At 51.4% G+C, this 18,788-nt stretch carries 22 protein-coding genes; 4 read left to right on the forward strand and 18 right to left on the reverse strand.

The window, feature by feature from the left end; genetic code table 11:
* Nucleotides 1-98 precede the first annotated feature (98 nt).
* Complete coding sequence (locus OQ371_RS00630; RefSeq protein WP_265991667.1) at nucleotides 99-1,784, forward strand: proton-conducting transporter transmembrane domain-containing protein; 1,686 nt, start codon at nucleotides 99-101, stop codon at nucleotides 1,782-1,784.
* 111 nt (nucleotides 1,785-1,895) lie between these two features.
* Here the strand turns inward: OQ371_RS00630 and OQ371_RS00635 are convergent, their stop codons facing one another.
* From OQ371_RS00635 to aroQ, 4 genes are read right to left on the reverse strand one after another with little or no spacing between them, the layout of a single operon-like run.
* Nucleotides 1,896-2,360 carry a pyrophosphohydrolase domain-containing protein gene (locus OQ371_RS00635; protein WP_265991669.1) on the reverse strand — a complete coding sequence of 155 codons (465 nt, stop codon included), beginning with the start codon at nucleotides 2,358-2,360 and terminating at the stop codon, nucleotides 1,896-1,898.
* Nucleotides 2,360-2,923, reverse strand: coding sequence for a MarC family protein (locus tag OQ371_RS00640; RefSeq protein WP_265991670.1), 564 nt, complete (start codon nucleotides 2,921-2,923; stop codon nucleotides 2,360-2,362). The genes OQ371_RS00635 and OQ371_RS00640 overlap by 1 nt, the downstream gene beginning before the upstream one ends.
* Nucleotides 2,910-3,929, reverse strand: coding sequence for an aminotransferase class V-fold PLP-dependent enzyme (locus OQ371_RS00645; RefSeq protein ID WP_265991672.1), 1,020 nt, complete (start codon nucleotides 3,927-3,929; stop codon nucleotides 2,910-2,912). Before OQ371_RS00645 ends, OQ371_RS00640 begins: the two co-directional genes overlap by 14 nt.
* 5 nt (nucleotides 3,930-3,934) lie before the next feature.
* Nucleotides 3,935-4,375, reverse strand: a complete 441-nt coding sequence (gene aroQ, locus OQ371_RS00650) for a type II 3-dehydroquinate dehydratase (RefSeq protein ID WP_265991674.1) — start codon at nucleotides 4,373-4,375, stop codon at nucleotides 3,935-3,937.
* 111 nt (nucleotides 4,376-4,486) lie between these two features.
* On the opposite strand from aroQ, the gene xerD reads away from it, so the two are divergent.
* Nucleotides 4,487-5,383, forward strand: coding sequence for a site-specific tyrosine recombinase XerD (gene xerD, locus OQ371_RS00655; protein WP_265991675.1), 897 nt, complete (start codon nucleotides 4,487-4,489; stop codon nucleotides 5,381-5,383).
* Between the two features lie 85 nt (nucleotides 5,384-5,468).
* Here the strand turns inward: xerD and OQ371_RS00660 are convergent, their stop codons facing one another.
* The 4 genes from OQ371_RS00660 to OQ371_RS00675 form a co-directional block, all read right to left on the reverse strand.
* Entirely contained in the window at nucleotides 5,469-6,005 is a 537-nt protein-coding gene (locus tag OQ371_RS00660) for a DUF8685 domain-containing protein (protein ID WP_265991676.1), read from the reverse strand.
* 91 nt (nucleotides 6,006-6,096) lie between these two features.
* Nucleotides 6,097-6,696 (reverse strand): class I SAM-dependent methyltransferase, encoded by a 600-nt coding sequence (locus tag OQ371_RS00665; protein ID WP_265991677.1) that lies wholly within the window; start codon nucleotides 6,694-6,696, stop codon nucleotides 6,097-6,099.
* A 29-nt stretch (nucleotides 6,697-6,725) separates the two neighbouring features.
* Nucleotides 6,726-6,944, reverse strand: a complete 219-nt coding sequence (locus OQ371_RS00670) for a hypothetical protein (protein WP_265991678.1) — start codon at nucleotides 6,942-6,944, stop codon at nucleotides 6,726-6,728.
* Nucleotides 6,941-7,444: a SixA phosphatase family protein gene (locus tag OQ371_RS00675; protein ID WP_265991679.1), complete on the reverse strand. Its 504-nt coding sequence runs from the start codon at nucleotides 7,442-7,444 to the stop codon at nucleotides 6,941-6,943. Before OQ371_RS00675 ends, OQ371_RS00670 begins: the two co-directional genes overlap by 4 nt.
* A 181-nt stretch (nucleotides 7,445-7,625) precedes the next feature.
* Between OQ371_RS00675 and OQ371_RS00680 the strand changes: the two genes are divergently transcribed.
* The gene (locus OQ371_RS00680; protein ID WP_265991680.1) at nucleotides 7,626-9,221 is read left to right on the forward strand and encodes a peptide chain release factor 3; all 1,596 of its coding nucleotides are present in this window, start codon (nucleotides 7,626-7,628) and stop codon (nucleotides 9,219-9,221) included.
* Between the two features lie 56 nt (nucleotides 9,222-9,277).
* Here the strand turns inward: OQ371_RS00680 and OQ371_RS00685 are convergent, their stop codons facing one another.
* Complete coding sequence (locus OQ371_RS00685) at nucleotides 9,278-9,814, reverse strand: hypothetical protein (RefSeq protein WP_265991681.1); 537 nt, start codon at nucleotides 9,812-9,814, stop codon at nucleotides 9,278-9,280.
* A gap of 130 nt (nucleotides 9,815-9,944) precedes the next feature.
* Between OQ371_RS00685 and pepT the strand changes: the two genes are divergently transcribed.
* Complete coding sequence (pepT, locus tag OQ371_RS00690) at nucleotides 9,945-11,183, forward strand: peptidase T (protein ID WP_265991682.1); 1,239 nt, start codon at nucleotides 9,945-9,947, stop codon at nucleotides 11,181-11,183.
* Between the two features lie 71 nt (nucleotides 11,184-11,254).
* On the opposite strand, the gene OQ371_RS00695 is transcribed toward pepT, so the two are convergent.
* From OQ371_RS00695 to OQ371_RS00735, 9 genes are all read right to left on the reverse strand, one after another.
* Nucleotides 11,255-12,049: an SDR family NAD(P)-dependent oxidoreductase gene (locus OQ371_RS00695; RefSeq protein ID WP_265991684.1), complete on the reverse strand. Its 795-nt coding sequence runs from the start codon at nucleotides 12,047-12,049 to the stop codon at nucleotides 11,255-11,257.
* 13 nt (nucleotides 12,050-12,062) lie between these two features.
* On the reverse strand, nucleotides 12,063-13,751 hold the full coding sequence (locus tag OQ371_RS00700) for a D-alanine--D-alanine ligase family protein (RefSeq protein WP_265991685.1): 1,689 nt from the start codon (nucleotides 13,749-13,751) through the stop codon (nucleotides 12,063-12,065).
* Between the two features lie 190 nt (nucleotides 13,752-13,941).
* Nucleotides 13,942-14,208, reverse strand: a complete 267-nt coding sequence (locus tag OQ371_RS00705) for a NifU family protein (RefSeq protein ID WP_265991686.1) — start codon at nucleotides 14,206-14,208, stop codon at nucleotides 13,942-13,944.
* Nucleotides 14,209-14,273: 65 nt separating this feature from the next.
* Nucleotides 14,274-15,383: an Mrp/NBP35 family ATP-binding protein gene (locus tag OQ371_RS00710; protein ID WP_265991688.1), complete on the reverse strand. Its 1,110-nt coding sequence runs from the start codon at nucleotides 15,381-15,383 to the stop codon at nucleotides 14,274-14,276.
* A gap of 31 nt (nucleotides 15,384-15,414) precedes the next feature.
* Complete coding sequence (locus OQ371_RS00715) at nucleotides 15,415-16,428, reverse strand: GSCFA domain-containing protein (RefSeq protein ID WP_265991689.1); 1,014 nt, start codon at nucleotides 16,426-16,428, stop codon at nucleotides 15,415-15,417.
* Nucleotides 16,429-16,510: 82 nt separating this feature from the next.
* On the reverse strand, nucleotides 16,511-16,951 hold the full coding sequence (gene rplI, locus OQ371_RS00720) for a 50S ribosomal protein L9 (RefSeq protein ID WP_265991690.1): 441 nt from the start codon (nucleotides 16,949-16,951) through the stop codon (nucleotides 16,511-16,513).
* Nucleotides 16,952-17,020: 69 nt separating this feature from the next.
* Nucleotides 17,021-17,272: a 30S ribosomal protein S18 gene (rpsR, locus tag OQ371_RS00725; RefSeq protein WP_111629733.1), complete on the reverse strand. Its 252-nt coding sequence runs from the start codon at nucleotides 17,270-17,272 to the stop codon at nucleotides 17,021-17,023.
* A 2-nt stretch (nucleotides 17,273-17,274) separates the two neighbouring features.
* Nucleotides 17,275-17,658: a 30S ribosomal protein S6 gene (gene rpsF / locus OQ371_RS00730; RefSeq protein WP_265991694.1), complete on the reverse strand. Its 384-nt coding sequence runs from the start codon at nucleotides 17,656-17,658 to the stop codon at nucleotides 17,275-17,277.
* Nucleotides 17,659-17,801: 143 nt separating this feature from the next.
* Entirely contained in the window at nucleotides 17,802-18,746 is a 945-nt protein-coding gene (locus OQ371_RS00735; protein ID WP_265991696.1) for a DUF8428 domain-containing protein, read from the reverse strand.
* Nucleotides 18,747-18,788 lie beyond the last annotated feature (42 nt).

Genomic DNA, 18,788 nt, shown 5'->3' on the forward strand with positions numbered 1-18,788 from the left:
CCCGCTAAAATCCTGATTTAACCCGTTTTTAACTCAGGCTTAATTTACTTTTAACGGGGCAGCAGGAATTTTACTCCAGCGTTACGATTAACTTGTGCATGGAGTCTGCTGTCTTGATCTTTACGGCCTTAAGTAGCTGCGGAGTATTTTTATTCCGGTCGCAGACGAAATATTTTTTCAGTCTGTTTCTTCACACGCTACTCATTGTCACGGCTTCTTCCTGGGCGTTCCGGGCACTATCGACGGGCGGCCTGATGCAGTTCAACCTGCTCGAAATAGTGGGCCTCAATCTCTCGGCTAATATTGATAGCCTATCCGCTTTCTTTTTAGCCATCATCAGCCTCACCCTCCTGATCGGTTTGCTATACGCCAACGGCTACTTGAAACTATACCGTAAAACGCTGTCGGATGTGCGGTTGTCGTTGCATCACCTGGCGCTTTTGTGGCTGCATATCTCCCTGATTCTGGTCAATACCCTGCGCGACGGGGCCGCCTTTCTTGCCGCCTGGCAACTAATGACCCTGTCGGCCTTTGGCCTGGTGGTTTTTGAAGCCCAACGGAAAGAGATTCTGAAAACCGGCTTCAAGTACCTTCTGCAAATGCAAATCGGGTTCGGATTGATCACGGCGGCTTTCCTGATTGCCAAAACCAACGGTGCTGCCTTCGGCTTCGAGAGCCTCGATACGTACTTCAGTAGTCACGGTTCACTGCCGGTATTTCTGTTATTTTTTCTCGGATTTGGCATTTACGCCGGTTTTGCTCCGTTGCACACCTGGCTTCCGCCGACGCACCTGACGGCCCCCTCCCACGTTTCCGGTATTATGTCCAGCATCCTGACGCAAATGGGCATCTACGGTATTCTGCGGGTGTTGGTCTCGATGCACATGGATTGGCTTCCCGTTGGATTGATTATCATGACGGTATCTATCCTGACCGCTTTCGTAGGCCTCCGGTATACATTTACCCAGCAGGATAGCAAGAAATTACTGGCGTACAGCAGCATTACTCATACCGGTATCATCGGTATTGGAATTGGAGCCGGAGTGCTGGGCCTTGCTTTTAATATGCCCGCTTTGGCGGCTTTGGGCTTTACCGGGGGTATTCTCCATATTCTCACCCATGCCCTATCGAAATCACTGCTCTTCCAGAGTGTCGGCTCTATTTACCGCGCTACGCACACCCGTAACTTCGACCAATTGGGCGGGCTGATGAACAGTATGCCTAAAACTTCACTGTTGTTTTCAATCGGACTGCTGGCACTTTGCGGAATCCCTCCTCTTACTATTTCCATCTCCGAAACCCTGATCTATGCCGGACTACTCAAAGGGCTCGCGGTCGACAATGCCCTGCTGCACGGGTTGATCTGGACAATAATGCTGGTTCTAACTTTGCTGATTGGCTGGTCGCTGTACGGTTTTACCAACGTATTCCGGAAAGTATTTTTGGACGCGCCCCGGTCAGAAGCCTCTGTTCAGGCCAAGGAAGTTTCTGATGATATGATTCTGCCCAAAGCAATAGCGGGTCTGAGCTTGCTTCTAATGGGGCTGTTTCCCACTGTCATGTTAAAAATGGCCGAGCAGGTAACTTCGCTGTTTGTAACGGACCTGCATCCACTTGACGACGTTGCCCCCCTACTTACCTACCTCGGCATTGCCGGAGTGGTTCTGGCGGGATTGACACTGTGGTTCTTTAAAATTCGTGGCAAAATTCAGAAGCCGGTCAGCCTGAATTATCGACAGACAAACTCATTCAATAAATCCAAGCCGGCGCCTGAGTTTGGATAATGGATTTTCTCAACGCACTCAATTACGTTTCGCAACCCGATAATTTTCTGTAATTTATTTAGGTTATTGGAAGCTCCGGCCGGTCAGTTGACCGGTCCGGACTTTTTTAGCTTACTTTAAAAGCGCTTCCAGACTGGCCGGTGAATAGTTGACATTTTTCAGCGTCTTGTTATCGACCGTCCGGTAGACCAGGTATTTGCCGTCGGATTCAACGTAGTGGCACTCCACGCCTTTTTCCTGGTAATGTTGCACCGTCGCTTCGGCTTCTTCAACCGTTAAGCAGGCTTTGCTGAGATTTGAGCGCTGCACCTCGTCGAACAGCGTTTTGAATTTTTCGCCCAGACCGAATTCCAGAATCGCTCCGGCCAGGACGTACTGCAAATCACAGAGTGCATCGGCCACTTCAACAATGTCTTTTTCCAGAATAGCAACCTCCAGTTCCTTCAACTCTTCGGCCAGCAACGCCACCCGGAGTTTACAGCGGGTTTCAGACGGTATCTGGGGTTGGTCCAGCACCGGATGGTGAAAAGTTCGGTGGAATTCAGCAACAGCATTTAATGAATCAGGAGTCTGCATTAGAAGTTATTTTTAAACAATTTAATAGCGATTGCGAGTAAAATTATGCCGAAAACCTTCCGCAAAATATCCGTCCCTCCCGGTCCGATGCGGTGTTCGATCCACTCCGATGATTTCAGCACGATGTAAATCAGTACCAGGTTGATCAGGATTCCCACCAGGATGTTGGCAGTGGCGTATTCGGCTTTCAGCGACAGAATAGTGGTCATAGTTCCGGCTCCGGCAATGAGCGGAAACGCAATGGGTACAATGTGGGCGGCCCCGGTGCTGTGCTCTTCGGATTTAAAGATGTTTCGCCCCAGAATCATTTCCAGACCCAGCAGAAAAATAATCAGCGCCCCCGCCACGGCAAAGGACGACACATCCACCCCGAACAGTTTCAGAATGGATTCACCGACGTACAGAAACAAGATCATCAGCAGCGCCGATGCCAGCGTTGCTTTCTCCGACTCGATCTTGCCAACTTTTCGGCGCAGGTCGATGATGATCGGCAACGACCCGATGACATCAATAACCGAAAACAGGATGAGTGTAACCGATATGATTTCCTTAAAATTCAGCATCCGTCCGATAGGTCCGTAAAAACGATTTCAGTTTATCAATCTCCCAGTCCTCGATAGCGGGAAAGTTGGCAATTCGAAACGTCGTGGATTTCCAGTCGCCATAGCCGTTCCCCAGCGTAATACCGCCCTGTTGGGCCGCGTTTTTTACCGCCCGGATTTGCGCTTCACTTCCCTGAACGGCAATTACCGTGTCCGAGCGTTGCTCCGGGTTTTCGATCAGCAGCTTCCAGGGGGTTTCTTCGGCCACAAACCGGTACCAGTCGGCGGCCCGGGTCCGGATTAATTCATCCAGCTCGGCAATAGGCGGTACCTGCTGCAACACCTTCATCAGCAGGTAAATTCCCAGACCGTTTGGCGTAAAGGGCGTCTGGTGTTTTTCAATATTTTCGTGAATAAACAGCAGGCTGTTGTAATACTGCCGGTCGTCGATAATTTGGGCCTGCTTCAGCGCGTTGGGGGAATAAACCAACACGGCCAGCCCGGCGGGTAAACCCAGGCATTTCTGAACCGACGCAAACCAGACATCGGCCAGCGTCCAGTCAAACATCAGCCCACCCAGCGACGAAACCGCATCAACCGCTATCAGCCCGCTGAACTCCCGCCGGAATTGGGCCAGCGTGTTCATCCGGACCTGCGTACCGTTCGACGTTTCGTTCTGCACCACGCACAGCACATCGGCTTCGCCGGGCATAATCATCGGTTTGATGCGGTGTGCGTATTCCATCCACTTCCTTCCGAAAGCCCCACCGTACGGATGCAAACTCGTCGTTACCGTCAGCGATTGCGCCACAATCTCCCAGCATTCCGTTGCCGACGAAACAAAGGCGATGTGGTAATGCGCCGGAATCGCCAGTTTTTCGTGCAGCAACCGGACCGTCTCTTTCACAATGTCCATGAAACCGGCGCTCCGGTGGTTTAGGCTCACCACGCCCGACCGAACGGCTTCCTGCGCGTATTCGGCCACCTGCGGATAGACTTTGGAAGGACCGGGATAGAATGTAATCATGGGTTCTATTTTGCGGGCTGTTCGCCCAGACCTATTAAATACCGTACGGCCAGATCGTATCCCATCAGGCCCAGCCCAACGATAACACCTTTGCACTTGGCCGATAAATAGCTGTGGTGCCGAAACGCTTCGCGGGCGTGTACATTGGAAATATGAACTTCAACCGCGGGGGCCGTCACCGCCGACAGCGCATCCGCCAGGGCAATGGACGTATGGGTATAAGCCCCGGCATTGATCACAATGCCGTCGATGGTAAAGCCCAATTCGTGAATTTTATCGATTAGTTCGCCCTCGTGGTTGGACTGAAAATACCGAATCTGTACATCCGGAAAAGTCTGCTCGATGGTTTTCAGGTAATCGACGAAGGTACGACTGCCGTAAATCTCCGGTTCGCGCTTGCCCAGCAGGTTCAGGTTGGGTCCGTTCAAAATAAGAATCTGTTTCATAGCCAGAGGTTTGAGGGTGGGAAAACAGGGCGGATCTGAAATACGGTTCCCCCAGCTTTGCGTTTGTCGGGATTAAACCGTAATTCGCAGGCAGGATTTCGTACCGATACCGTGTGGCAAAGTTACATTAACGCATTTAAAAACTACCTGAAACTGGAACGTTCGCTGGCCGAAAATTCCGTTGAAGCCTACCTGCGCGACGTTACCAAGTTGCGTGAATTTCTGGAATTGTCCGGCGAAACCGTTGCCCCCGTTGGGGTTACCGAAGACCTGATCTTCGATTTTCTGGCGTACCTGACGGATCTGGGGTTGTCGGCCCAGTCACAGGCCCGCATCCTGTCCGGTCTGAAAGGGTTCTATAAATTTTTGCTGCTGGAAAACGCGATTCAAACCGATCCGACGCAGCTCATCGACGGCCCAAAACTTAGCCGGAAACTGCCCGACACGCTCAGCTTCCCGGAAATTGAAGCCATTCTGAGCGCCATCGATCTCTCGACGCCCGGCGGCACCCGCGACCGCGCCATGATTGAAATGCTGTACAGTTCCGGCCTGCGCGTCTCCGAACTCCTCGACCTGCGGCTGACCAACTGTTATTTTGAAGTGGGATTTATCCGGATCACCGGAAAAGGTAACAAGATGCGGCTGGTGCCCATCGGCAAAGACGCCATCAAACACACCACGCTGTACGTGGAGCACGTCCGGAGCCAACTGGACATTCAGAAAGGAGCCGAAGACACGGTTTTCTTAAATCTGCGGGGCAGCACGCTCTCGCGCGTTTCGGTTTTCAAAATCATCAAGAAATTGGCCATTGAAGCCGGAGTTCAAAAGGAGATCAGCCCCCACACGTTCCGGCACTCGTTTGCAACGCATCTGATCGAGGGCGGGGCCGATTTGCGGGCCGTTCAGCAGATGCTCGGGCATGAATCCATCACAACTACCGAGATTTATACGCACCTCGACCGGGATTACCTCAAGCAGATCATCACAGATTTTCACCCGCGTTCTTAATCAACAAAAGTGCCCGCCGTCAAAAACAGCGGGCACTCCTTCGTCGGTTAACCCTAACCCAAATCACATTTATTATTTTCAGTATCTACGATTCCACGGCCGTTTTTTCGCCGGTGAAGTAATGTTCCGTTTGTTTAAACAACAGGTTAAACGATGTCAGGCTCCCGTAAATGCGGGTGATGTACTGCTGAAGGTTAACCTTCTCTTCTTCACCGAGCGAACTGGCGTTAACCCGTTGCTCCAGCACCCGTAACCGATCGCGCACCATGACGATTTTGTGAAAGAATACATCGATCGGCATTTCTTTCGGAGCCAAATCGGTGCGACCCGGCTTTAAAATCAGCTTACCGCCTTTCCATTTATCCCCCAGGGGCACCACTTCCGTTGTACCCATCCATTTTTGCAAAATCCGGGCCAGGGATTGCTCCACATCAAATAAACTGATCAGGTCACGATCCGGCTCCACCTCTTCAATCACGTCCAGAACTGTGTCGAACTTTACTATTTTGATGCCGGTTTCGACAAAAGTCACAACATAGCCCGTTGATTTTGTATTGATAATAACTCCAATCCCAAACTCAGCGTGTCTTATCCGCGACCCAATTCCTAAGATGATGTCCATTTCCAAATTCTATATTTGTTTGTACACAAATATTATACCAAACAGGTTTAAAACCAAGTAGAAAAGCAAGTCAGATGCGAATTTTATTGGATCAGCTTTCGGCTTTGGCCCCTTTGGGGAGAAGAATTTTACAAACGCAGGTGGATTTGGAAGTAACGGTAGTGGCTTCGTCCAGCAAATCAAAACCGTCCCTGATGGTTTGCCAAAGCTCGTCGCTATGTTTATGGTCGTTAATCGTGACGACCAGTAAGCCATTGGCTTTCAAATGCGTGGCGTACCGCTGAAGGGTTTCGAGCGGATGACGGCTGTAGTAAATTGACTCGTTGAAAATAATCAGGTCAAATGTGCCCTCGGGCTGGTATTTGTCCATATCGTCTACCTCGTAGGTACATTTTTCGTCACCCTGAGCCTGTGCCGTCTGAATCGCACTGTCCGAAATATCGATCCCTACAAACCGTCCGTAATTCTGGATCTGAAGCCGCTGCTGCAGGAGTCCTTCCCCGCACCCAATTTCCAACATTTCGGGTTGCCCGGGCTTAAGGTATTTGATATAGCCGACAATGACGCTAAACCGGGCCAGTTCGTTAAGTCCTTTCAACCCCTCCCACAGACCTTTGTCATATTGGTAATTCCAGCGTTCGCGGTTGATGCGGAAAATCTTGCGTTTGATAAACGACGTAAGTTGGCCCATACGGCTTTGTTTAAATGAAAATGTCTTGCTTAGCGGCCGGTACTGTCTTCAACAAATAACGTGTCCGACGTATCGATCACCGTGGTATCAATGTCTGTGCCATCCGGTTCGACCGGCAAGGCCCGTTCAAGCTGCCGCTTTTTATTCCAGGGTGCCGTGGTTCGTCGGCCCATGTCGATGGCCAGCAGGGCGATAATAATGGTAAACAGCAGAGCTACTACAAACAGGATACGCCGGTTCCGATTCATGATTCTTTTAATTTTTTCGGCGAAATCAGATCAACCAGTTGACCCGTCCGGCCCGATACTTCGGCCCACTCCAGCCCGTCAAACTCGATAATGGCAACGGCTCCTTTGCTCATTGAACCCACATCGGCATGCGTCAGAAATTCGGCGAAATAAGAGATGTCTGGATTATGACCAAAAAGCATAACCGACTGGCATTCGCGGTTGACTTCATTGATGGCGGCCATGTAAGCTTTCGGCCCGCCATCAAACAGCCTGGCTTCCAGCACCATCGATTCCGGATCGATGTGCAGTTGTTCCGCCATCACTTTCCCCGTGTCTTTGGCCCGATTGGCCGTGCTGCTGATGAGGCAGTCGGGCTTTACGCCCATCGCGGCTAAATGACGCCCCACCCGGGCCGCGGCCATAATACCTTCCGAAACCAGGTCGCGGTCGTGATCACGCTGAAAACTGGTCCGATCTTCAGCCTTTGCGTGACGGACGAGGTAGAGTACTTTCTTCATATGGTATAGGTCAAGAGAAGCCGTTTTTTTTCAAAACTACTAATTCTGATGAAAAGACCATGTGTCAACTCACCGAGTTGCCGGAATGTTCCTTAGCCTCCCCTAAAAATTTCGTATCTTTGTATTCTGCACTAACAACCAGACAAAAAGAGCCCCAAGACACGGGCCCGTTTAGTATATAATGAGTACGACACAGGAAATCAGCCGTCGCCGGACCTTTGCAATCATCAGTCACCCGGATGCCGGGAAAACGACGTTGACGGAAAAACTGCTGCTCTTCGGGGGAGCAATCCAAACCGCCGGAGCCGTCAAATCCAACAAAATCAAGAAGTCGGCCACGTCGGACTTCATGGAAATTGAAAAACAACGCGGTATTTCGGTGGCCACGTCGGTAATGACGTTTGAATACCGTGACCTTAAGATTAACATTCTGGACACACCCGGTCACAAAGACTTTGCGGAAGACACCTACCGGACGCTGACGGCCGTTGACAGTGTTATTTTGGTCATCGACTGCGTGAAGGGCGTGGAGGAACAAACCGAACGGTTGATGGAAGTTTGCCGGATGCGCGACACGCCGGTAATTATTTTTATCAACAAACTCGACCGCGAGGGCCAGAATCCGTTCGATCTGCTGGACGAACTCGAAGCCAAGCTGAATATCAAAGTCCGCCCGCTGACCTGGCCGGTCAACATGGGTTCGGATTTCAAAGGCGTTTACAGCCTGTACGATAAAACAATGAACTTCTTCCGCGTCAACAAAACGAAGGTGGAAGACGACATTCTCGAAATTGACATCAACACGCCCGTGCTGGAGCAGAAAGTGGGCGCGCGCGATGCGGAACAGCTGCGCGAAGATGCTGAACTGATTGAGGGCGTCTACGACCCCTTCGACCGGCAAACGTACCTGGAAGGCAAAGTAGCCCCGGTATTTTTCGGATCGGCGGTGAACAACTTCGGGGTTAAAGAATTGCTCGATACTTTCTGCGACATTTCGCCCGAACCCATTGCCCGCGCGACCGACAAACGGGTTGTGCTGCCGGAAGAAGCGAAGTTCACCGGGTTTGTTTTCAAGATTCACGCCAACCTCGACCCGCGCCACCGCGACCGGATTGCGTTTCTGCGCATCTGCTCGGGCACTTTTGAACGGGGGAAATTTTACCACCACACCCGGCTGGACAAAGACATCCGGTTTTCGAGTCCGTTCAGCTTCATGGCCGACAGCAAAAGCATTGTTGAGGAAGGCTTTCCCGGCGATGTGGTTGGTTTGTACGATACCGGCTCGTTTAAAATCGGCGACACGCTGACGGAGGGCGAAGACCTGCAATACACCGGTATTCCGAGTTTTTCACCCGAAATTTTCAAAGAACTTATCAATGCCGACCCCATGAAATCCAAGCAACTGGAAAAAGGGATTCAGCAATTGACCGACGAAGGAGTAGCGCAGTTGTTTACGTTAATCAGCGGAAACCGCAAAATTGTCGGTACGGTGGGTGAACTGCAATTTGACGTAATCCAGTACCGTCTCGAACACGAATACGGTGCCAAATGCCGCTGGGTTTCCATGCCGGTTTCCAAGGCCTGCTGGCTCACTTCGGACGACAAGAAAAAACTCGATGAATTCATTCGTCTGAAAGGACTGGCCATTGCGTACGACAAAGACGGCAATCCGGTGTTCCTGGCCGAATCCGACTGGATTCTGCGAATGAACATTCAGAATAACCCCGATATTAAGTTCCACTTCACGTCCGAGTTCAAGACGGCGGTGGAAGCGTAAGCAACGGTTTTCAATAAAGTCAAAGAGCCGGTATCCTGCTGGATTCCGGCTCTTTGTTATTTAAACGCGTACCCCAGCGAAAGCCCCAGCCAATTGGCCTGAAAACCGGCGTTGCTGATAGCAGGTGACCAGTTCAGACGAAAAACCACGCCGTTCCGAACGGGTTGTAACCGCAGGCCAGTGTTAAACGTCCCCATAAAACCAAAGCCCTTGCCGCTGAGCAATTCACCGGAAACCGCATCCGTTCCGGATACGTTGATGTACACCAGCGTAAGACCTGCACCGGCTTCGAACGCAACACGGCGTTGTCCAACCAGGTAATCGACCAGAACCGGCATCGTAACGATTCCGGCTTTAGCATCGGAATTAGTATCGGAAAAACTGCCGCCCCCAACTCCGATGCGCATTCCCAATCCATCCTGCGTCGGTTTGAAGCGGAAGTCATAATTTAAACTCAGTGTTATACCGCTGCCGAGCGCTTCGGCGTAAACTGCCTTGTTGCGTCCGCCATCCTGCGCCCACACCGATGCAGAAGACAGGAAGATCAACAGAAGAACCGTGTAAAAAAATCGTGGATAGGAAAACGTTTTCATACATTCATTGTTGTTTACAGCCCAAAAATGTCAAACACGATTAGTTTTTTGACGGTTATTTCGGTGAAGTGCAATTATTAACCGTTTAAATGGTAATTATACGGTTTGAAGTGTTACCCCTTTACGCCCTATGCAAACGTCCGTTACTGAGCGATTTCTGCGCTACGTTCAGATTGATACGCAATCCGATCCCCGTTCTACGGCTAATCCGTCAACCGAAAAACAAAAAGACTTGGGCCGTTTGCTGGTCGAAGAGCTGCACGAAATCGGTATTTCGGATGCCGAACTGGATGAATGCGGTTACGTCTACGCCACCATTCCGGCCAATACCGACAAACCAGCCGTGCCGGTTCTGTGTCTCTGCGCCCACATGGACACGTCGCCTGATGTAACCGGCGAGGGCGTCAAACCGCTTATCCACCACGGCTGGGACGGTTCGGATATGGTGCTGCCCGACGATCCCACGCAAATCATCCGTCGCGCCGACCACCCGGATTTGAACGATCAGATCGGCAACGACATCATCACCGCCAGCGGAACCACGTTGCTCGGTGCCGACAACAAAGCCGGTGTGGCCGAAATCATGGCGGCCGCCGAGCTGATCATGCGGGAATCGGTAATCAAGCACGGAACAATCCGCCTGCTTTTTACCCCTGACGAAGAAGTTGGACGGGGAACCGAAAAAGTTGATCTGGAGAAGTTAGGGGCCGATTTTGGCTATACGATCGACGGCGAAATGCGGGGTACGCTGGAAGATGAAACGTTTTCGGCCGACGCGGTACGCATTACCATTCAGGGCGTCAGCACGCATCCGGGTTTTGCCAAAGGCAAGCTGGAAAATGCGTTGAAAATTGCCGCTGATCTGCTGGCTTCGCTTCCCAAAGATGCACTCTCGCCCGAAACGACCGAAGGGTACGAAGGCTTTATTCATCCCGGTCACCTGGAAGGCAACCAGGATCAGGCAACCCTTGATTTCATCATCCGCGATTTCAGTGTCGCCGGTTTGCACGAAAAAGAGCAGTACTTACAGAATCAGCTCAATACCGTGCTGGCTTCGTACCCCAATTCCAGCGCAACGTTCGACGTGAAGGAGCAATACCGCAACATGAAGGAAGTGCTCGACCAGCACCCAGCCGTGGTCGAAAACGCTCTTGAAGCCATCCGTCGCAGCGAACTCAAGCCCGAACGCCGAAGCATCCGGGGCGGCACAGACGGTTCGCGGCTGTCGTTTATGGGTCTGCCCTGCCCGAACATTTTTGCGGGTGAGCACGCGTTCCATTCCCGGCTGGAATGGGTCTCGGTGCAGGACATGGAAAAAGCCGTGGAAGTGATCGTTAATCTCTGCCAGGTTTGGGAAGAAAAAGCCTAAAGAGAGAATAAAGCCATAAAAAAGCCGTCTGGAACATTCCCCAGACGGCTTTTCTGTATCTTTTATTTGCTTTAAGCAATGGTCTTGGTTACGCCCCCATCCACCCGGATGGCGGCCCCGTTGGTAGCCGACGCGAGCGGACTGACCAGGTAGGCAACCAGGTTAGCTATTTCCTGGGTGGTGGCAAACCGTTTGATGATGGAAGTCGGGCGGGCATTTTTGAAGAAATCTTTCTCCATTTCTTCCACGGACACGTTATTCCGGGCTGCCATGCTGCCGATAAAATCACCAACTCCTTCCGAAAACGTCGGCCCCGGCAGGACGGTATTGACGGTGACTTCGGTGCCGGTCGTTAGTTCGGCCAGGCCACGCGAAATGGATAGTTGCGCGGTTTTCGTGGTGCCGTAATGAATCATTTCCGTGGGAATCTGCAACGCCGATTCACTGGACACAAAAATGATGCGCCCCCAGCTTTTGTCCAGCATTTTCGGGAAATAATGGCGGGAAAGCCGCACCCCGCTCATCACGTTTACTTCGAAAAACTTGAACCAGTCCTCATCCGGTATATCGGTAAACTCTTTCGGTTCAAAAATGCCGACGTTGTTGACCAGAATATCAACCTCGGGCAACGCTGCCAGCAAGGCGTTGACTTCCTCCACCTTGCTGAAATCAGCCGCCACCCCCCGAAATTTAGCTCCGGGCAGTTCGGCCGATAATTGCTGTACCTGCGCTTCGACCCGTTCTTGATTACGGCCATTGATGATCACTTCGGCACCTTCCTGAGCCAGTGTTTTGGCAATGGCCAGGCCAATCCCGGCGGTTGAGCCAGTTACCAGGGCGGTCTTTCCGCTTATTTGTAGATCCATGATGCAGTTATTTTTAGGAATACCGTTCCGTAATTGCTTTGGCGCGCTCGCGGGTTTCGGTGACCAACGGATGCACCGGCTGGGCAAGCGCTTCCAGTACGTCGGCAACGGTGTCCTTAAACAACAAATTAAGCGGTAATTCGTGCCGTTCCTGCGCGGTTTTTAGGACGACAACGGGCTTGGCCTGCCCCTGTGCAGCGTGTTGTCCGTACCAGGTCTTGGCCTCCTGCCAGGCGGCTTCCGCATCTTCGTTGGTCGTATCAACCACAAACTCCTCTGTCGGCAGGTGGCTATTTTTCCGATCCGCCATCCGAATATCCAGATCCGCCAATTGCTGACGCAGCCCAATGATGTCTTTGCCGGTCCGGATGCGTTCGCGCAGCGACTGACGGATGAAATAGGTAATGGCCTGCGTTACATTCAAACCGATTTCCGCCATTTGTTTGAAAATAAGCGAAGTGGGCGACATGCCAGGAATCGTGTTGGGATCGTGGAGCAACACCCGCCCCGGTTTGTCGGCTTCGTCCGGCGTCAGAAAGCCGTCGATGCGGGCGCAGACGTTCATGCCCAGCTTCGTAAACACCTCCGCCACGTTGATCTGAATTTCCCGGTTGTGTTCCAGACTGGTACCGACCGGAATCCGCTTCCGGGTGGTGCTGCCAGACTGGTATTTCGATTTGAAATCGAAACTCGTGACGTTGTAAATTTCGGTTGGCGGCAGGGCAACCGCCGTTCCGTCGTCGTCCTGAATGACCCCACACGAAAATTCCTGACCGCTGATAAATTCCTCAAACAGCACATCGTCTTCGGAATTAACCGACGCAATCACCAGCGATTGATAACCAGATTCCGCCCACGAGTTTGCTTTTTCCAGCAGGGTTTTGGGGTGATGAATCACCTCGCCGGTTTCCTCAATGACCACGGGGTAACCAATGCCCGAATCCAATTCCGTTGTCGCCTGGACAAAAGCTATTTTTTCGTTTTCAGCCAGCTGCTGCCAGCTAGTCAGCTCTATTTTCTGCCGGAAAAAACATTGATCCACGGCCCGTATAAACTGGTTCAGATCGTTTTCCCGCACAATCACGACCCCGATTGACGACCCCTGATGGGGTGCTTTCACCACTATAGGCAGTCCCAGCCTACTTTGCAGCGACTCGAAAACGCCCGCCTTGTCGGCCTGATTCCAGGCCGGACGGCTAATTGTGGATGTCTTTTTATCCTGTTTATTAACGAGCGCAATGAGTTCGTTTTGCAGGATTTTATTAATGCCCACGGCTGATCCCATCAGTCCCGGCCCGCTGTACGGTATTTTGTACCATTCCAGCAGACCCTGGATGCTGCCGTCTTCGCAGTCCGGCCCGTGCATCGCCAGAAAGACGAAATCAAAATGCTGCCTGAATTCCTGCGGTTGTATTCGCTGCCCAATTGTGCTAATTTCCGTTTCCCGTTCTTCGGCCGATAGCCCGGCCAGCGACTCAATGTACACGCTGAAACGGCTGTCCGTCTGCCGCGGGTAAAAGGACCGGATGGAGCTTTTAGCAAGAAGTTCTTCCCGAATCAGGATGAAGTTGCCCAATCCGTCGACAAACACCATGACGGGCTGGAATAACGTTTTATCAATGTGAGTGAGGGCCGTGCGACCACCGGCAAATGAGACTTCCCGTTCGCGCGACGGGCCACCGAAGAAGATTCCTATTTTCATTTTGTGTACCCACAGATTCTAGTCTGTGAGGTTCTGGTAAGCTTATTGAATGAATTGAAGACCCAGCTAAAAGCCCGCGCGGGTCGGCTGCGCGGTCCGTGGGTGTGGGCGCAAAATAACAAAAAAGCCGCTAATCCGAGGGACTAGCGGCTAAACTCTTCAAACGCGAATTGTATAGACGATTTATATCTTAAAACGCCGGGGTCAAATTTGTTGCTTCTACCCGCGAAACCTCCGGAACGGCTTTCAAAATAGCCTCTTCCAGACCCGCCTTAAACGTCATCGCCGACATCGGACAGGTTCCGCAGGCGCCGACCAGCTCCAGACGAACCACTTTGTCGTTCGTCACTTCCAGCACTTTTACATTGCCGCCATCCGCTTCCAGATACGGGCGAATACCGTTCAGTGCCGACTCAACTCGGTTTAGTAATAATTCGTTATCGGTTGCTGTTCCCATTCTCGACGTAGTATATGACTGATGGTAAAAATACGCTTTTTCCTTCTTTAATCCAATAAAAAGGTTTATTGCCGGACAATTTCGACCGGACGGGTCTTCTCCAGAGTGGCATTGCGAACCGAAATCTGCTGCGCCAGGGCTTCAGCCGCCGACCGAAACGCGCCTGATGTGATGGGGTCGTTTTCGGTTACAACGGGTTTCCCTTCGTCGCCCGCTTCCCGAATGCTTTGCACCAGCGGAATCTGACCCAGCAGGGGCACATCGTACTTATCGGCCAGTAGCTGCCCTCCCCCTTTGCCAAAAATATGGTATTTTGAATCCGGCAATTCGGCGGGGGTAAAATACGCCATATTTTCAATGACACCCAGCACCGGCACGTTGATTTGCGGTTGCCGGAACATCGCCAGCCCTTTCGTAGCGTCGGCCAAGGCTACCTTCTGCGGAGTGGTTACAATAACGGCTCCTGTCACGGGCACGGTTTGCACCAGCGTCAGGTGAATGTCGCTCGTTCCCGGCGGCAGGTCAATCAGCAGGTAATCGAGTTCGCCCCAGTAAGTATCCGCAAAGAACTGCCGCAGCGCCTGGCTTGCCATCGGCCCCCGCCAGACAATGGCATTATCGCGGGGCGTCAGGAAACCAATCGACATCAGCTTAACGCCAAACTGCCGGATGGGTTGCAGCATGTTTTTGCCTTCAACCTGTCCAACGGCGGGTTGCAGTTCCTCCGCGCCAAACATAACGGGAATCGAGGGGCCGAAAATATCGGCGTCGATGATGCCCACTTTTGCGCCGGATTTGTGCAGCGCCACCGCCAGGTTGGCCGTTACGGTTGATTTACCAACCCCACCTTTTCCGGAAGCAACGGCAATGATGTTTTTAACACCCGGCAAAACCGGCGCATTAAAACGCGTCGAGCTTACGTCGGCCGTCAGATTAACAATTACTTCGATATCGGGGCCAATATACGTATGGATAGCATCGACGCACCGTTTGCGAATCAGTTCTTTCAACGGACAGGCCGGTGTGGTCAAAACCACCGTAAACCGAACCTGATCTACGCCTAATTCAATGTCTTTTACCATATTAAGCGTAACCAGATCACGCTTCAAATCGGGTTCTTCGACGTGCCCAAGGGCGCTTAATACGGCTTCTTTTGTGAGTCTGTAGGTTGACATACTGTGCAGTTACTGTAGGGTGAACAGCGAATCAGGCAGCCTGGTTCGCTCCAGGGTCAATCGTTTGAAACGCCCGCAGGCGACGCTCTACCTCTTTTATCTCCTGGCTGACATCCGCTTTTCGGGCGAACACTTCCAATTGTTTCAACAAGCTTTCCAAAAACCGCCGGTGCGACTCCGTTCCTTCGTGGAAGGGTCGATGCGCCAGTGCTTTCCGGAGGTTTTGCCGGCCGGTAATGAATCCGCGAAGTTCGTCATCAAACGCGCATCCGGCAAATTTTTCAAAAATATAGGTTTCGGCGACGGTATTGGGATGGATCAGATCGGCTTCGTAAAACCGGTAGTCCCGCAGATCGTCCATCATGATCTCGTACGCCGGGAAATAATGCACCTGCTCGTTCCAAACCGTCAACTCATGGCTAACCGCCCGCAGAATTGATTTGCTGGCCTGATTGACCGGCAACGAATCTTTCGTGTGGCGAACCGGGCTGACCGTCAGCAGAAATTGCAGGTCGGGATTAGCCTGCTTCAAGGTTTTCACCAGACCCTTCAGCGTTCCCTGGACGTGCTCGTAGGCATACAGGTATTTTTCAAACAGGAAACCCGGCATCTTATGGCAATTGGCCACAACCTTGCCGGTTTCCAGGTGCCGGTAAACAACCGACGTGCCCAGCGTCAGGACCAGCCAGTCAGCGGTTTTCAAGGCTAGACCGGTCTGGGCCAAGCACTCCGTCAGACGGCGGTGCAGTTCCTCCCGGGAGTGGCCCCAAAGCGACGAATGAAAATCGTAGTGAAACCACAGGCCGTCGCGCTCCACGTACAAATCCGGATCCGGTTCAGCATCCAGCAGAGCCGCCCGCAGGAGTTTATCGATCGATACCGGGTTGAACAGCGTCCCGAACGGATTGCTCAGCACGTTCACCTTGTTATCGGCCAGCTGGCGACCCAGCACCTCAGCAAAACAGGATCCAATAGTCACGATCTGGCTCTGCGGCCGGATCAGAACCGGGAGTTTTTCCGGTGTTAGTTCAGTACGAAAGTCCATACTGTAACAACAAAAAAGCGGCCCGAAAAAGTCCGGACCGCTTCAATTTATTTCATAAAACAAGACACTGAAGATCAGCAGCTTACTCAGCCACTACTTCGAATTTAACCGTCTGTTTTACATCCTTGTGCAGGTTGATAACGGCGTTGTAGCTACCCAGCACTTTGGCTTCGTCGATCGTGATTTTTTTCCGGTCGATATCGTAGCCTTTTTCTTTCAGGGCGTCCGCTACCTGCGTGTTGGTAACGCGACCGAAAATTTTTCCGCTCTCGCCCGCTTTTGCCGGAACGGTCAGCGCTAGTTGACCCAATGCTTCGGCCAGGGCCAGGGCATCGTTCTTCAATTTTTCAGCTTTGTGAGCGGCTTGCCGAATGTTTTCAGCAACCACTTTTTTATTTGATTCCGTTGCCATCACAGCAAAACCTTGCGGAATCAGGTAGTTACGGCCGTAGCCAGGTTTTACGTCAACCGTATCGTTCTTAAAACCCAGTCCGGCAATGTCGGTTTTCAGTATGATTTGCATGATTGTAAATGAGTTGTCAGTTTTTAGTATACGATTGACGGGTTTAGCCGAAAACCGTATACCACAAACTTATTTCAATGAATCGCCTACGTAAGGTAACAAAGCCAGGTGACGGGCCCGCTTAACGGCCTGACCCACTTTGCGCTGGAATTTCAGGCTCGTACCGGTGATCCGCCGGGGCAGGATTTTACCCTGTTCGTTCAACAACTTCAATAGGAAGTTGGGATCTTTGTAGTCGATGTATTTGATACCGGACTTTTTGAAACGGCAGTATTTCTTGCGGTTTTCGTTTTTGCTAACGGGTTCGTTCTGCAGACTCATGATTATTTGGCCTCCTCTCCTGCTTTTTCAGTTTGTTGTTTGTTTTTCCCCAGTTGACCTTTCCGACGACGCTCGTTGTAAGCAAGAGCGTGCTTGTCAAGAACGGTAGTCAGGTAGCGAATCACACGCTCATCCCGACGGAATTCAACGTCCAGCGCACCAGGAACTTTCGTCTCAGACGAAAATTCAAACAGGAAGTAGTAACCCGTGTTTTTGTGTTGGATCGGATACGCCAGTTTGCGCAGACCCATACTTTCTTCATTTACAATTTCCGCACCGTTGTCGGTTAAAACTTTGCGGAACTTGTCGACGGTGTCCTTTATCTGAGCTTCAGATAAAACGGGAGTTAAAATGAACACCGTCTCATAGTTCTTTGTGAACTGCATGATAATTGTGTTAAATGGATAATGGTTTCAAAATGAGGACGCAAAGGTAACAATAAAGGAGGAAAAGAGAAAGGGATGAAATGTTTTTTTTAGAAGCCTGTCTCCCTTTTCGTTTTCTCCTTCGCTTCTTCCGGTTTCACGGCTTATTTGACCGTAAAATCGCCCTGACCGATTCTGAAACCTTCCGAATACAGCTCAATCTGGTGCGTTCCTTCCTTGAAAGGAATGTTGCCGCGCCCGTACACAAAGGTGACCTGCTGGCCTGAATTGTCGTAGCTGATGGTTTGCTTCGCCGTGTAGACCATTTCCTGGCCGCTGTAGATAAACTGCCCGGAGCCGGTAGCCATGTCCGCAATCACCGATCCGCTCGGGTCCAGAATTCGCAGGTAAATTTCTTTTTCATTCTGCTGGGCCAACGGGTTGGTCGACAGGCGGAACGCAATTTTCACTTTATCAATCCGCTTCGCCCGGTATTCGCCCCCATCGCTTTCCTTACCGCGCCGGTTGATGGCGTTCACCACCAGATTTTCGGCTTTCAGGGCCGACCCAATAGTCACTTTCTCCGTCAGCTCCCGGTTTTGCTCCGAATACCGCGAAACCGTATCGGTCAGCGCCTGCCGTTCGTTTTTCAGGTTTGCGTTCTCCTGCGTTAAGGTCTGATTCTGGGAAGTCAGGATGCTGTTTTCTTCTTTTAGCTGCTCAATTTCCTTATCTTTCTCGCCCAGCAGCGCCAGGTAACTTTTGATTTTGGCCTCATATCTTCTGGCGTCGAAAGCCGCCACGTTCCGCAGGTTTCGTTTATCGATTTCGAGTTGTTCCTTTACTTTCAGCAGGGAATCCACCCGGCCGCCTAATGACTGGATTTCCGAAATTTTAGCATCCAGTTGAACCGATATGGAATCCAGCCGGGTTTTGGTTACCAGCATTTCCTGGGTTTTATCGCTTAAAGTAGTTTGCTGATTTTTGTTGATTTGTCGTTCCTGGTAATAAAAATAAAGCAATAATAAATTCAGAGCGGCCAGGATTCCCAGGGCCACTAGTAAGTAGTTTTTACGATTGTTACGTCTGTCCTGGTTATACGATTCCATGGATGATATTACTTAATGGGATTGGTATTAGGAGCCGTAAAG

This window comes from Larkinella insperata, assembly GCF_026248825.1.
Lineage (GTDB): Bacteria > Bacteroidota > Bacteroidia > Cytophagales > Spirosomataceae > Larkinella > Larkinella insperata.

Bases quoted from the DNA above. Each gene is read 5' to 3' on its own strand.
- OQ371_RS00700 (WP_265991685.1), bottom strand. From the start codon at position 13,751: ATGAAAATAGGAATCTTCTTCGGTGGCCCGTCGCGCGAACGGGAAGTC.
- OQ371_RS00735 (WP_265991696.1), bottom strand. From the start codon at position 18,746: ATGGAATCGTATAACCAGGACAGACGTAACAATCGTAAAAACTACTTA.
- pepT (WP_265991682.1), top strand. From the start codon at position 9,945: ATGCAAACGTCCGTTACTGAGCGATTTCTGCGCTACGTTCAGATTGAT.
- OQ371_RS00705 (WP_265991686.1), bottom strand. From the start codon at position 14,208: ATGGGAACAGCAACCGATAACGAATTATTACTAAACCGAGTTGAGTCG.
- OQ371_RS00675 (WP_265991679.1), bottom strand. From the start codon at position 7,444: ATGAAGAAAGTACTCTACCTCGTCCGTCACGCAAAGGCTGAAGATCGG.
- OQ371_RS00635 (WP_265991669.1), bottom strand. From the start codon at position 2,360: ATGCAGACTCCTGATTCATTAAATGCTGTTGCTGAATTCCACCGAACT.
- OQ371_RS00680 (WP_265991680.1), top strand. From the start codon at position 7,626: ATGAGTACGACACAGGAAATCAGCCGTCGCCGGACCTTTGCAATCATC.
- aroQ (WP_265991674.1), bottom strand. From the start codon at position 4,375: ATGAAACAGATTCTTATTTTGAACGGACCCAACCTGAACCTGCTGGGC.
- OQ371_RS00630 (WP_265991667.1), top strand. From the start codon at position 99: ATGGAGTCTGCTGTCTTGATCTTTACGGCCTTAAGTAGCTGCGGAGTA.
- OQ371_RS00695 (WP_265991684.1), bottom strand. From the start codon at position 12,049: ATGGATCTACAAATAAGCGGAAAGACCGCCCTGGTAACTGGCTCAACC.
- OQ371_RS00640 (WP_265991670.1), bottom strand. From the start codon at position 2,923: ATGCTGAATTTTAAGGAAATCATATCGGTTACACTCATCCTGTTTTCG.
- rplI (WP_265991690.1), bottom strand. From the start codon at position 16,951: ATGCAAATCATACTGAAAACCGACATTGCCGGACTGGGTTTTAAGAAC.
- rpsF (WP_265991694.1), bottom strand. From the start codon at position 17,658: ATGCAGTTCACAAAGAACTATGAGACGGTGTTCATTTTAACTCCCGTT.
- OQ371_RS00645 (WP_265991672.1), bottom strand. From the start codon at position 3,929: ATGATTACATTCTATCCCGGTCCTTCCAAAGTCTATCCGCAGGTGGCC.
- rpsR (WP_111629733.1), bottom strand. From the start codon at position 17,272: ATGAGTCTGCAGAACGAACCCGTTAGCAAAAACGAAAACCGCAAGAAA.
- OQ371_RS00710 (WP_265991688.1), bottom strand. From the start codon at position 15,383: ATGTCAACCTACAGACTCACAAAAGAAGCCGTATTAAGCGCCCTTGGG.
- OQ371_RS00670 (WP_265991678.1), bottom strand. From the start codon at position 6,944: ATGAATCGGAACCGGCGTATCCTGTTTGTAGTAGCTCTGCTGTTTACC.
- OQ371_RS00660 (WP_265991676.1), bottom strand. From the start codon at position 6,005: ATGGACATCATCTTAGGAATTGGGTCGCGGATAAGACACGCTGAGTTT.
- OQ371_RS00665 (WP_265991677.1), bottom strand. From the start codon at position 6,696: ATGGGCCAACTTACGTCGTTTATCAAACGCAAGATTTTCCGCATCAAC.
- OQ371_RS00685 (WP_265991681.1), bottom strand. From the start codon at position 9,814: ATGAAAACGTTTTCCTATCCACGATTTTTTTACACGGTTCTTCTGTTG.
- OQ371_RS00715 (WP_265991689.1), bottom strand. From the start codon at position 16,428: ATGGACTTTCGTACTGAACTAACACCGGAAAAACTCCCGGTTCTGATC.